Source organism: Arthrobacter crystallopoietes (assembly GCF_017603825.1).
Classification (GTDB): domain Bacteria; phylum Actinomycetota; class Actinomycetes; order Actinomycetales; family Micrococcaceae; genus Crystallibacter; species Crystallibacter crystallopoietes_B.
Genome location: NZ_CP072014.1, coordinates 3,816,593 through 3,828,719, shown reverse-complemented (window position 1 = coordinate 3,828,719; position 12,127 = coordinate 3,816,593). Strand labels below are relative to the sequence as shown.

Below are 12,127 nucleotides of genomic sequence, written 5' to 3'. Positions count from 1 at the left end.
GGGCTGGCAACTGCATCGCGGGGGTCAACCTGTGAAAGTGGCTCTGCGCCAGCAGCGCCTTCTTGCGGCCTTGGCGCTGTACGGCAGGCAGTCCCGTACTTTTTTGGCCGGATTGCTGTGGCCGGACAGCTCCGAGCATCAGGCCGCGGGCAGCCTTCGGGAGAGTGTTTTCCTGGTTAACCGGACATTGCCACAACTCCTGTCGTCGACCCAGGATCCGCTGGACTTGGACGAGCACGTCAGCGTTGACGTCCGCGATCTCAGGGCGCAGGCAGCCCGTCTGGAGGAACATGCCAATCCCGGCCTCCAGCAGAGCCTGCTGGAGGCGGTACAGGATGCCGAACTGCTGCCGGGCTGGTACGAAGACTGGGTCATCTCCGAGCAGGAGAGGTGGCAGCGACTACGGCTGTCGGTGCTTGAACGGCTGGCCAAGCAGTTTCTGCTGCTGGGCAGAATCGATCCGGCGATGGAAGCGGCGCGCGCAGCGACGACCGTAGAGCCCCTACGCGAGAGTGCGCAGCGGTTACTGCTTCAGTGCTACCTGGCAGAGGGAAACAATGCGGAAGCGCTGCGGGCCTACCAGTCCTTCCGGATCAGGCTGCGCCAGGAATTCGGCGTTGCTCCCTCGCCAATCATTTCGGACTTGATCAGTTCGCTTGTGGAAGGGTCGGATGGCGAGCAGCAACTGGGGCGGAGCGGTGGCCGCGGATAGCCCGCGGCGCTCAAGCCTCGGCGGTCAGCGAGCCCGCGTAGAGATCCATCAGCGCCGGCATTCCGCCAGCTGCCATGACCCGCCGTTGGCGTTCGGCACCGATGCCGTCGGCCCATAAGCGTTCCAGAGAAGCGTCCACCCACTCAGCGTCGCCGGCTTCCTCAAGGGCAGGCCGAATGCGCCGAACCAGCAGGTTGACCACATCGCGTGCGGGCAGGAGAAGTCCGGAGAACGGGTCGATCAGCTTATCGGCCAGCCCTTGCCTTCCGGCTTGCCAGACGGCCGCGTCAAGGAGTTCGGCGTCGAGGTCGGGGAACTCCTTACCGGCCTCTGCTTCGGCGAGGGCCGTGACGACAAGTCCGCGGATCAGCGCGGCGATGAGGACTGCATCCTGGGCTTCCAGTTGCACATCGGCCGCGCGCACTTCCAACGTGGGGTAGCGGTCGGAGAGGCGCGCCAGCCAGGTGAGGACGCCCCGGTCGATCACAACTCCGGTTTCCACCAACCGCTGGATCCGCCGCTCGTAATCCGCAGCATCAGCGAACAGCGGGGGGGCAGCCTTGGACGGGCCAACGGCGGTAGTGCACAATCCTCCAGCTGGCGAACCCGCTGTCGCGGTCCAACCAGAACGGTGAATTCGAGCTCAGCGCCACGATGACCGGCAACCAGGGCCGGATCCGGTTCAAGGCCTGCACGCCCGACTCCTTGTCCGGGACTGAAACATGTACGTGCTGGCCATTGACGAATTGGTCGGCGACAATCCCTTTGGCGCTTGCTTTGAGGTCGTGGTAGCGCTGCTTGTCCGTCAGCTCCGGGTAGTCTTCGTGGATCCGCGCTGCTGTGCCAGTGGCGGCCGCACGGACGCCCGCTTTCCGCGCCGCGGTATCCAGCTGGCGGCGGAAGTTCAGCAACGATTCCTCTGCCTCGGTCAGTGTTGAGCAGACGGCCGTGGCGGTCTCGATCTGGCAATTGAGCAGCTCCCGCTGGATGTCTCCGCGGGCCACTTGCAGGGACTCCAGGTTCTGCGCAACCTTGTCTGCGACCGCTTCGGGCAGTCCCGTGGCCGGATTGAGCAGCAGGTACTCTTCCTCAATTCCCAGCGTTGCCATTAAACGCCTTTCCCTAGCCTGAAACGGACAAACCTGAGCTTACCCAAATTATCAGTGTGCTGATGACAGCACTCTCATCTGAGCAGCAGCAGTCCAAACGCGGCCGCTCCCAGACCCAGCGCCAGATTGGCTGCAAGATTGACGACGGCGGCTACGGGCCGCCGTTCTGCCCATAGTCTGACGGTGGCAACCGTCCAGGAGCTGAACGTGGTCAGGCCGCCGGCCAGTCCCGCCGCTACCGCCGTGCTCCATGGCTCCGCCAACGAACTCTGCGCAGCCGTTGAAGCGGCCAGCCCGATAATGAACGAACCGGCTACATTGACCAGCAAGGTTGACCACGGCCACGCCATCCGCGCGGTCCGGGAGTCAGCGGCCCGGCTGAACAGATTATCCGCGGCGAACCTGGCCACCGCCCCCGCCATGCCGAAGACACCTACCAGCAACGCGCCCAGAGCGGTCACGGCTGTCCGTCCCCTGAGCGGGCCGCGCGCCTCGCAAGCACTCGGCCGAGCACCAGACCGGCCACGGCCGCGGCGAGTCCGGCGACGGGGGACAGTCCCAGATACGCCAGCCAAACATCATGACGGCCGGCAGCGGCGAGTTGGTCGATGGCGATGGTGACGGCCGAAAACGTGGTGAAGGAACCCAACAGACCGGGGCCAAGCCCGGCATGGAGCCAGACCGGAGCGCCCGGTCTTTCCTTCCAGAAGGCTGTGACCATCCCCAGCAGGAGGCTACCTGTGACATTGATCGCCAGTGTGGTCCACGGAATACCGCCGTCTTCGGGAAAGAGCAGCCCCAGGCCGTAGCGCGCCTCGGTGCCGAGCAATCCGCCGACGGCCACAGCCGTCCACACAGTGGCGGGCGGCAGCGGAGGTTTTCCCGGCCGCTCGAGGTCAGCCCCCGGCGTCGTTCTCATGCGGTGAGGGCGCAGCCAGCGTGGGGTATGTCGCTGAAGACCCACAGTGCCAATGCGGCCTCGTCGCCTAGATCCAGCTCACGGTTGCGCCCGGCGGTGCCGACGCGGACTGCCAGAGGACCGCCGAACGGCTTGCGGCCGATGACCTCCACGCGATCATCCAGGCCGATGTCCTCTGCGCTAAGGAACCTCAGGAGTTCAGGGTTCGCGTCGCTGATGCGGGTGATCCGGCCCGTATGGCCCGCATCCAGACTGGCGAGTTGGTGTGCCTGCGGGATGTCTACTGCGCCGTGCGCATCCGGAATCGGATCGCCGTGCGGGTCCCGGTCGGGATAGCCGAGTTTGGCGGACAGCCGTTCGATGAACGTGTCCGAAACGGTGTGTTCGAGCAGTTCGGCCTCGTCGTGGACCTCGTCCCAGGCATAGTTAAGTTCTTGGACCAGGAAGGTCTCCAGCAGCCGGTGCCGGCGGACCATGGCCAGAGCAAGCCGGCGGCCCTCGTCGCTCAGCTCCACAGCGCTGTACGGCTCGTGGATGGCGAGCCCAAGCTCGACGAGCTTGCGCACCATCTCGGACACCGAGGAGTTGGCGACGCCCAGCTTATTGGCCAGCTGGGACGAGCTAATCGGTTCGTCCTGCCACTCGGTGAAGGAGTAGATCACCTTGACGTAGTCCTGGACACTGGCGGAGCTGCTGCTGAGGGCGGGACTGTGCTTGTTGGGAGGCATCTTGTTCTCTAGACGGACGTGGGGATGCTCGGCTGTTCGGAGACCCGGCGCTTGGCGCTGCGCCGCCGCTGCCATTGCCAGACTACCCCGTTGCGCCGGGAGAACAGGTAGACGGCGACGAAGACCACGGACTGGGCCAGGACCACGGAGGCACCGGTGGAAATGTCCAGATAGTAGCTGGCATAAATGCCGGCAACCGCGGCCGATGCCGTTATCGACGCTGCGATCAGCAGCATCGTGTCGAAGCGGCGGGTCAACAGGAAAGCAGTGGCGCCGGGCGTGATCAGCATGGCCACCATCAGAATAATGCCGACCGCCTGCAGGCCCACCACAACGGTCAGGGCCAGCAGGCCCAGCATGAGGGCGGAAAGCCAGCGGGTGTTCAGCCCGATGGCGTGGGCATGGATCCGGTCAAACGCGAGCAGCGTCAGGTCACGCCGTTTGTAGAGCAGCACGGCCAGCGTTATGGCACCCAGCACGAGCACCTGGAGCAGTTCGGCGGTGTTCACCCCGAGGACGTTGCCGAACAGGATGTGCTGCAGATCCGTTTGGCTCGGAGTTTTGGAAATGATCGCCAGTCCTAGGGCAAAAAGCCCGGTAAAAACGACGCCGATGGCCGTATCTGCTTTGAGTTTCGTGGTGGAGCGGACGGCGCCGATCAGCGCTACGGCGCCGGCTCCGAAGATGAAGGCGCCCAGCGAGAACGGCAGGCCGACAATGTACGCCAACGCGACGCCTGGCAGCACCGCGTGTGACACGGCATCGCCCATCAGGGACCAGCCCATCAGGATCAGCCAGCAGGACAGTACGGCCGAAACCACGGCCGCCGCCAGCGTCACCAGCAGCGCGCGGGTCAAGAAGCCGTACTGCAGCGGCTCCAGCAACCAATTAATGACGTCCATGATGTGCTCCTTCCGGGGCGGTGGCCAGGGCTGTGCCGAAGGCCCGGGCGAGGTTCTCGTTGGTCAGGACGGCTTCGGGTTTGCCATGGGCGAGCACACGTTGGTGGAGCAGGACCGCTTCATCGCAGAGCTGGGGGATGCCGGCCAGGTCATGGGTCGAGACCAGTACGGTCCGGCCTTCATTCCGCAGCTCCTTGAACAGGGTAATCAAGGCCCCCTCGGAGCCCTTGTCCACTCCGGCGAACGGCTCATCGAGCAACAGCAGTCCTGCATCCTGCGCGATTCCCCGCGCCACGAAGGCCCGCTTCCGTTGACCTCCCGAGAGCTCGCCGATCTGCCGGTGCTGGAGCTCCGATAGGCCAACACGTTCCAGTGCTGCCGCCACAGCCTCCCGGTCGGCACGGTGCGCGCGGCGAGCCGGTCCGAGCCGGCCATAGCGGCCCATCATGACGACGTCGCGGACCGACACGGGAAATGTCCAGTCGACATCCTCGGACTGCGGAACGTACGAGACGACGTTGAGTTTCCGCGCGTCCTTGGGTTCGACGCCGAAAAGCCGCACGTTGCCGTTGGTCGGCTGGACGAGGCCCATGAGGGACTTGAACAGCGTGGACTTGCCGGACCCATTGACGCCGATCAGCCCGCAAATGGTCTGCGGCCGGACAGTCAGCGTGACGCCGTCCAGGGCTATGACCTCGTTGTACGCCACGTGCAGCGACCTCACGGTGATGGCGTCGGCGCCGGTGGGAAGTTCATGCACACTCATGAGGCGAGTCCTTCTTTGATTAGGGCGATGTCATGCCGGATTAGGTCCAGGTGGCTCGGCACCGGGCCTTCGGGACCGGACAGCGAATCGACGTAGAGCGGGGTGACGAGCTCGGCGCCGGTCGCGGCAGCAACCTGTTCCATCGCGCCGGGATTTACCGTGGATTCGCAGAACACGGCCGGAACCTGGTTCTGCTGCACAAAGGCGATCGTGTCTTTGATCTGCCGCGGGGTGCCTTCGGCGTCGGAGTTCACCGGCCAGAGGAAAGCCTCCTTCAGGCCGGCGTCCCTGGCGAGATAGGAGAAAGCGCCCTCGCAGGTTACCAGGGCAGCAACGGCGGCGCTGTCCTGGAAAGCGTCCTTCAGTTCCTGCATAACACCGTCCAGTTGGTCCTTGTACTGCTCGCCGTTGGCCTTGAAGTCCGCGGCATGCGCCGGATCCAACTCGCTCAGGGCAACAACAGTGTTATCGACGTAGACCTTGGCGGCCTCCGGCGACATCCAGGCATGCGGATTGGGCTTGCCCTCGTAGTTTCCGGAACGGATATCCACGGGCTCGACCCCCTCCGACAGGACTGCGTGCGGGGCAGGTACCGCCGTCACAAACCGCGCGAACCAACGCTCCAGACCCAGTCCGTTGTCGAGAATCAGGTCCGCTTCCTGGGCGCCGACCAGATCCGAAGGGGTGGGCTGGTAGCCGTGGATCTCCGCGCCCACCTTGGTGATTGATTCCACCCGCACATGCTCGCCGGCCACCTGACGCACCAGGTCTGCAAGCACTGTGAAGGTGGTCAGCACCATGGGGCGCTCGTCGGACGGCTCCGGGACCGCCGCCGAACCGTTGCCCACGGGACCGCAGGCCGTCAGCATGACCAGCGACAAGGCGGCCAGCATGGACCACAGTTTTTTCGGCATGCCTAAATTTATCGTAAAGGGGTACCGGATAATAGGGTGCTGCAAAAATTTCTTCTGGTTGCCGGGCGGAGCGGCGGGGAACGTTGACACCAAAACCCTCGAACTTAGCGGTCAGCGGTCACTGCGCGCCAAGTCAGGGTCAAGTAGGGGAGCTGGATGACTTCTTCCCGGTCATGGCCGAGATGTTCATGCAGGTACCAGTCCAGATTGGCCAGGACTTTTGCGCGCGTCTGTTCGCTCGCCCGCAGGTAGTAACTGCGCGACTTGACCAGTTCCAGCAAGTCGGCGGGCGTCAGTGGGTCGGCCCAGTGGGTTTCGTGGCCCTCATGCCGGATGAACTCAGGACCGATGAAGGGGCGGAAGTCCGGCCGGTAAACGTCACCGGCATGCATGATCCGGGAGAGCCGGTGGACCCACGGAATGGAGACATCGAGCTGGTTCCAGATCAAGCCCAGCGTTCCCCCGGGCTTCAGGATCCGGGCAGCCTCCGCGCTGGCCGCCGCCTGGTCCACCCAGTGCCAGGCCTGCGCCACGGTCACCAGGTCGACGGCGTCATGGGCGATGCCGGTATGTTCGGCCGTCCCCAGCAGGATCCGGGCCGCGGGATAGTTGGTTGCCAGTTGCTCCAGCATGTCGGCTGAAGGATCCACTGCGGTCACCCGCAGGCCCCGGGCAAGCAACGCGGCCGTATATTTTCCGGTACCGGCGCCTACATCCGCGGCGTCCCGTGCCGACGGCGGCACTAGCCAATCGACGGCGTCATCGGGGTAGCCGGGGCGGACCCGGTCATAATGCGCGCCACCCTGCTGGAAGCTGCTGCCGAACTCCCGGCGCCGTTCGTCATCCATCCGGGGTCCGCCGCGAACCACTGCCACACTCCTCGTGCACCCTATGCCCTCTGTCAGGGGCCTCTCATTGACCTGTCAACGCCGCTGGCAGCCCGTGCGGCTGCACAGGCGGCTTTGCAAACGACGGGTCAATTAGATCATGCTCCATCTGGCGGGCAGCGATACGGCCTAGTCCAAGGAGCACGGTGCCGCCCCGGCGGTTCCCGGCGTCGCCGGTGCCCACTCGGGGAAGGCCCGTGTTTCCACCGCTGGAACCCAGCGTCCGCTCTCCACGACATAGTCGTGGCGCAGACCGTCGCGGACCAGCGCTGCCACTCCGTCCGCGAGCCGGGCCGCATCTTCCAAGCGGGAACCCAGCCCGAAGCTGGCGCGTAGCGAACCGGACGGCAGGCCGAGGCGGTTGAGCAAGGGATGGGCGCAGAACTTGCCGTCCCGCACGCCGACGCCGTGTTCTGCGGAAAGATACGCCGCCACGAGGCCCGCGTCGTATCCGGCCACCGAAAAATTAACGACGCCGATGGCATCCAGCGGGGTGGCGTCGCCGCTGAAAATCCGGTGCACGGTGACCGAGTCCACCGACTCCAGCCGCTCGATGATATACCCACGGAGCACGGACTCATGTTGCTGCCAGGAAGCCTCATCCAGCTGCACAATGTGCTCGGCGGCCCGGGCCAGAGTGGCCGCACCGAGCACATTGGGCGAGCCGGCTTCATGCCGGGCCGGCCCCTTTGTCCAGACCACGCCGTCCAGCCGGACCTGTTTCACCGCGCCGCCGCCAGCCAAATGCGGTGTGCCGGAATCCAGCCAGTCGGCCCGGCCGATGATCGCTCCTGCGCCGAACGGGGCATAGAGCTTGTGCCCGGAGAGGACCACATAGTCAATGTTGTCCCGGGCGATGTCGAGGCGCCGGTGCGGGGCGAGCTGTGCCGCATCCACCACTACCCGGGCACCATGCCGGTGGGCTAGCCGTGCGGTTTCGGCAATCGGGAAGATCTCGCCGGTAACATTCGACGCGCCGGTGATGGCAACGAGGGCCACCTGGCCAGCGGTCAGCTCGGCCTCGATGGCCTCGAGCGTGGCGGCGACACTCGGCCGGGCCACCACGCTGCGGTGCGGTACCGCCTGCCAAGGCAGCAGGTTGGCGTGGTGTTCGATGTCCAGGTACAGTACTTCGCCGCCGGCCGGGATGCAGCCGGCGAGCAGGTTCAGGGAGTCAGTCGTGTTGCGGGTGAAGATGACCAGGTCATCGGTCCGCCCGCCCACAAAAGAACGCAGGACTTCGCGGGAATGCTCGTAGACGGAGGTGGAGACCTGGGATGCGTACCCGGCACCGCGGTGGACGCTCGCGTAGTAGGGGAGCAGTTGCTCCAGGTAGGCGGTGACGGAAGCCAGCGCGGGTGCCGACGCGGCGTAGTCCAGATTGGCGTAGCGGATGGTGCCGCCGTCCAGCAGTGGAGCGGCGAGCTCTGCGCCGGTAACTTCCTGGAACGGTCGTTCCGCTGCCAGGAGCTCGGGAGACAGGGCGGAGTCGATAACAGTGGTACTCATATGACCTCATCTGGTGAGGGATCCGTGCGCATGGCAGAGCGGATCCGCGCTTGCCGTGCCAGTCAGGCACGGCCAGGTCGTCACCCGGGGCACCCCGCCGCGTCAGGAGGGTTGCCGGCCAGCAAACCGGGGTTTAGCGCTGGCACTCGTGACCTGCCAGCGAGATTATTGTCCGGCCGGAGCGGCCGCATCTTTGTTACGGGAACGAAAAGGCGGCCATCCCAGGAAAGGGGACGGCCGCCGTCGTAATTCGTCACAAAGGCTTACGTCAGCGCAGGCCGTCCGCCTCCGCGGAGGCCTCCGGAGCGGTTTCCGGCAGGGGCGCCTCCTCCGGATGGGCGGCCGGACGCTGGCCGCGCAACAGGGGATTGAGCCGGTAGAGCACCTCGTCGTGCAGCGTGCCGTTCGTGGCCAGCGCGTTGCCGCCGAAGGGGCCGTCCTCGCCCTCGAGTGAACTGAACCGTCCGCCGGCCTCGGTCACGATCGGCACGAGCGCCGCCATGTCGTAGAGGTTGAGTTCCGGTTCGCAGGCAATGTCGACGGCGCCCTCGGCTACCATGCAGTAGGACCAGAAGTCCCCGTAGGCACGGGTACGCCAGACCGATTCGGTGAGGCCGAGGAACTCCGGGAAGTTGCCCCGTTCCTTCCAGCCGGTGAGGCTGGAATAGGAGAGGGACGCGTCCTCGAGCCGGTTGACATTGGATACCCGGAGGCGGGTGGCCGCGGACAGGGACCGTCCCATGTAGGCGCCGGTTCCGGTCGCGGCCCACCAGCGCTTGCCTAAAGCGGGAGCGCTGACCAGGCCGACCACGGGCCGGTCTTCGTCCACCAGCGCGATCAGGGTTGCCCAGACCGGCACCCCGCGGACGAAGTTCTTGGTGCCGTCGATGGGATCGATGATCCAGCGGCGGGAGCCGTGGCCGCTGCTGCCGTACTCCTCGCCGAGCACCGCGTCGCGCGGCCGGGCCCGGGAGAGTTGGCCGCGGATGGCCTCTTCGGCGGCGCGGTCCGCATCCGTGACAGGGGTGAGATCCGGCTTCGTTTCGATTTTCAGGTCCAGCGCCTTGAAGCGGGCCATGGTCTGCGAATCCACGGAATCGGCCATCACATGGGCCAGGCGCAGATCGTCGTTATAGCTTTGAACGTCACGGGTCATAGGCTTCAACTTATCCTTATTCGGTGGCCGGATGCGGGATGTGAAGTCCCCGGCCGACGACGGCGGTGCTACTGGAACCCTAGTTCCTTGGCTTGGGCGCGTTCTTCCGTTCCCAGCAAACGGCGCAGCGACGCCAGCCGCGCCGGGCCCGATTCGCCGGCCTGTCCGGACGCTACCCAGGCGTCCACGCCGCAGTTGACGGCATGATCGTCGTGCTTGCAGCCCCGCTCGCAATCGGCTGTCCCGGGCTCCAAATCCGGAAAAGCGGAGATGATCCGGTCCGGGTCCACATGGGCGAGCCCAAAAGAACGGATGCCGGGCGTGTCGATGATCCAGCTGCCCGCCGGAGCGTCAGCCAGCTTCAGTGCCAGCGCCGAGGAGGAGGTATGCCGGCCACGCCCGGTCACCGCGTTGACGCCCCCCGTAGCGCGTTCCGCTCCCGTGAGCGCATTGACCATGGTGGACTTGCCCACGCCCGAATGGCCGAGCATGACGCTGACCATTCCGTCCAGATAGCCCCGGAGCGCCGCCACGGCGTCACGGTCGAGCCGGGCGGACAGCCCATCGGCGGACCGTGCATCCACCCCGGAGCCCTCCGTGCCGGCTGTCCGGCTGACGATTACCGGCAGATCCAGGTGCCGGTAGTTGGAGAGCAGTTCTTCAGGATCTTTGACGTCCGCTTTGGTGACGCACAGCAGCGGGCTGATACCGGCGTCGTACGCCGCTACCAAGGCACGGTCGATAAAACCGGTGCGCGGCTCCGGATTGGCTGCGGCCACGACGATGACCAGTTGGTCCGCGTTGGCGACGACTACCCGCTCCACCGGGTCGGTATCGTCGGCGCTGCGGCGCAACAGTGTCCGGCGTTCCTCGATCCGGACCAGCCGGGCCAAAGTGTCCGGCTCTCCGGTAATGTCACCGACGAGCGCTACGAAGTCGCCGGCCACCACCGGACTGCGACGAAGCTCCCGGGCACGGGCGGCGACAACCACCCGTTCCTGTGCAGTGTCTTCATCGACGACCGCGGTGTAGCGGCCGCGGTCCACAGTGATGATCCGCCCGATGACGGCGTCTTCGTGGGCAGGCCGTTCCTTGGTGCGCGGACGGGAGCCGCGCTTGTTGGGACGGATGCGGACATCGGACTCGTCCCACGTACGGTTGCCGCGCACCACCTTAGAGCGCTCCCGCCTCGGACTGGCGGACGGATGTCTCGAACAGGTGCTGCCATAGCCGCGGGAACTCGGGCATGGTCTTGGCCGTGGTGCCGATGTCTTCGACTTCCACGCCCTCGACTGCCAGCCCGATAATGGCTCCGGCAGTGGCCATCCTGTGGTCCTCATATGAATGGAAGACCCCGCCATGCAACGGCCTCGGACGGATGATCAAGCCGTCGTCGGTTTCTTCGGCATCGCCGCCCAAAGCATTGATTTCCGCGACCAGAGCCGCCAGCCGGTCTGTTTCATGTCCGCGCAAATGGGCGATTCCGGTGAGCCTGGATTCGCTGCCGGCGAGGGCGCAGAGCGCCGCCGTGGTCGGGGCAAGTTCGCTGGTGTCGGCGAGGTGCGCCCCGGTGATCTCAGGCCCGCCGGTCACCGTGAGGGTGCCGTTCTCATAGCTGACGGTGGCGCCGAGTTGCGCCAGAATGCTGCGCCATTTGTCACCGACCTGGGTGGTTTCCTCCGGCCAGCCCGGGATCCGAACCGTTCCCTTCGTGGCCAGGGCCGCCGCGAGGAAGGGGCCAGCATTGGAAAGGTCCTGTTCGACAGTGACGTCGAAAGCCCTGATCAATCCGGGCCGGACCACCCAGTGGTTCCGCCGGGAATCGTCAACTTCAACCCCGACGCTGCGCAGTACCGCCACGGTCATGGCAACGTGGTCCAGACTGGGGACGCTCTGGCCGGAATGTTCGAGATGCAGCCCGTTGCCGAATCTGGCGCCGACCAGCAGCAGCGCCGAGACGAACTGGGAGGAGGCTCCGGCGTCGATGACCAGATGCCCGCCGTCGACGCCGCCGGAAGCGGCCAGCGTGAACGGCAGCGAGCGGTTCCCGCCGTCCTCCAGCCGGATGCCGAGGCCGCGCAGCGCGTCGATGGTACTGCCCATCGGCCGCTTCCTTGCCTGCGGATCGCCGTCGAAGGTCACGGTTCCCGTGCACAATGCTGCCAGCGGCGGTACGAAGCGCATCACGGTACCGGCCAGCCCGCAATCCACTCGCGTCTCGCCCAGCTCCCGGTCCTGTTCAATAGGCGTGACCAGCAGGTCGGGACCGAACCGGCCCTCGCCCGGCGTTTCCTCGACGCGGGCCCCGAGCGCGCGCAGTGCATCGATCATGAGAACCGAATCCCGCGAGTGCAGCGGTGCCCGCAGCCGCGACGGACCGTCCGCCAGAGCTGCGAGCACAAGGTAGCGGTTGGTCAGTGATTTCGAGGCCGGTACGTAAACCGTGGCATCGACCGGCCCCGGGGCGAAAGGTGCGGGCCAGTGAGTGCTCTTGCCGCCGACGCTTGCTTGCTCAGTCATGAAAA

At 65.8% G+C, this 12,127-nt stretch carries 14 protein-coding genes and 1 riboswitch; of the genes, 1 reads left to right on the top strand and 13 read right to left on the bottom strand.

What is annotated here, in order from left to right; genetic code table 11:
* Positions 1–37: 37 nt before the first annotated feature.
* The gene (locus J5251_RS17535; RefSeq protein ID WP_171059321.1) at positions 38–712 is read left to right on the top strand and encodes an AfsR/SARP family transcriptional regulator; all 675 of its coding nucleotides are present in this window, start codon (positions 38–40) and stop codon (positions 710–712) included.
* 10 nt (positions 713–722) lie between these two features.
* On the opposite strand, the gene J5251_RS20550 is transcribed toward J5251_RS17535, so the two are convergent.
* The 13 genes from J5251_RS20550 to aroA form a co-directional block, all read right to left on the bottom strand.
* Positions 723–1,301: a carboxylate-amine ligase gene (locus J5251_RS20550; RefSeq protein WP_279633602.1), complete on the bottom strand. Its 579-nt coding sequence runs from the start codon at positions 1,299–1,301 to the stop codon at positions 723–725.
* Entirely contained in the window at positions 1,249–1,821 is a 573-nt protein-coding gene (locus J5251_RS20545) for a carboxylate-amine ligase (protein WP_279633601.1), read from the bottom strand. Before J5251_RS20545 ends, J5251_RS20550 begins: the two co-directional genes overlap by 53 nt.
* A gap of 74 nt (positions 1,822–1,895) precedes the next feature.
* Positions 1,896–2,282: a fluoride efflux transporter FluC gene (locus J5251_RS17525; RefSeq protein ID WP_348272939.1), complete on the bottom strand. Its 387-nt coding sequence runs from the start codon at positions 2,280–2,282 to the stop codon at positions 1,896–1,898.
* Complete coding sequence (locus tag J5251_RS17520) at positions 2,279–2,740, bottom strand: fluoride efflux transporter FluC (RefSeq protein WP_208574731.1); 462 nt, start codon at positions 2,738–2,740, stop codon at positions 2,279–2,281. The genes J5251_RS17525 and J5251_RS17520 overlap by 4 nt, the downstream gene beginning before the upstream one ends.
* Complete coding sequence (locus J5251_RS17515; protein WP_208574730.1) at positions 2,737–3,468, bottom strand: metal-dependent transcriptional regulator; 732 nt, start codon at positions 3,466–3,468, stop codon at positions 2,737–2,739. The genes J5251_RS17520 and J5251_RS17515 overlap by 4 nt, the downstream gene beginning before the upstream one ends.
* Positions 3,469–3,476: 8 nt before the next feature.
* On the bottom strand, positions 3,477–4,370 hold the full coding sequence (locus J5251_RS17510) for a metal ABC transporter permease (protein ID WP_171059322.1): 894 nt from the start codon (positions 4,368–4,370) through the stop codon (positions 3,477–3,479).
* The gene (locus tag J5251_RS17505; RefSeq protein WP_208574729.1) at positions 4,357–5,136 is read right to left on the bottom strand and encodes a metal ABC transporter ATP-binding protein; all 780 of its coding nucleotides are present in this window, start codon (positions 5,134–5,136) and stop codon (positions 4,357–4,359) included. Before J5251_RS17505 ends, J5251_RS17510 begins: the two co-directional genes overlap by 14 nt.
* Positions 5,133–6,050 (bottom strand): metal ABC transporter substrate-binding protein, encoded by a 918-nt coding sequence (locus J5251_RS17500; protein ID WP_171059323.1) that lies wholly within the window; start codon positions 6,048–6,050, stop codon positions 5,133–5,135. Before J5251_RS17500 ends, J5251_RS17505 begins: the two co-directional genes overlap by 4 nt.
* 104 nt (positions 6,051–6,154) lie before the next feature.
* The gene (locus J5251_RS17495) at positions 6,155–6,919 is read right to left on the bottom strand and encodes a class I SAM-dependent methyltransferase (protein ID WP_139004952.1); all 765 of its coding nucleotides are present in this window, start codon (positions 6,917–6,919) and stop codon (positions 6,155–6,157) included.
* 147 nt (positions 6,920–7,066) lie between these two features.
* Positions 7,067–8,446 (bottom strand): aminotransferase class V-fold PLP-dependent enzyme, encoded by a 1,380-nt coding sequence (locus J5251_RS17490; RefSeq protein WP_139004845.1) that lies wholly within the window; start codon positions 8,444–8,446, stop codon positions 7,067–7,069.
* A gap of 41 nt (positions 8,447–8,487) precedes the next feature.
* Positions 8,488–8,600: riboswitch (SAM riboswitch) on the bottom strand.
* A 114-nt stretch (positions 8,601–8,714) separates the two neighbouring features.
* Positions 8,715–9,602 carry a histidinol-phosphatase gene (gene hisN, locus J5251_RS17485; RefSeq protein WP_208574728.1) on the bottom strand — a complete coding sequence of 296 codons (888 nt, stop codon included), beginning with the start codon at positions 9,600–9,602 and terminating at the stop codon, positions 8,715–8,717.
* Positions 9,603–9,670: 68 nt separating this feature from the next.
* Positions 9,671–10,774, bottom strand: coding sequence for a ribosome small subunit-dependent GTPase A (rsgA, locus tag J5251_RS17480; RefSeq protein ID WP_139004847.1), 1,104 nt, complete (start codon positions 10,772–10,774; stop codon positions 9,671–9,673).
* A 1-nt stretch (position 10,775) separates the two neighbouring features.
* A complete protein-coding gene (gene aroA, locus J5251_RS17475) occupies positions 10,776–12,122 on the bottom strand; it encodes a 3-phosphoshikimate 1-carboxyvinyltransferase (RefSeq protein ID WP_208574727.1) in 1,347 nt (448 codons plus the stop codon).
* Between the last annotated feature and the right edge of the window lie 5 nt (positions 12,123–12,127).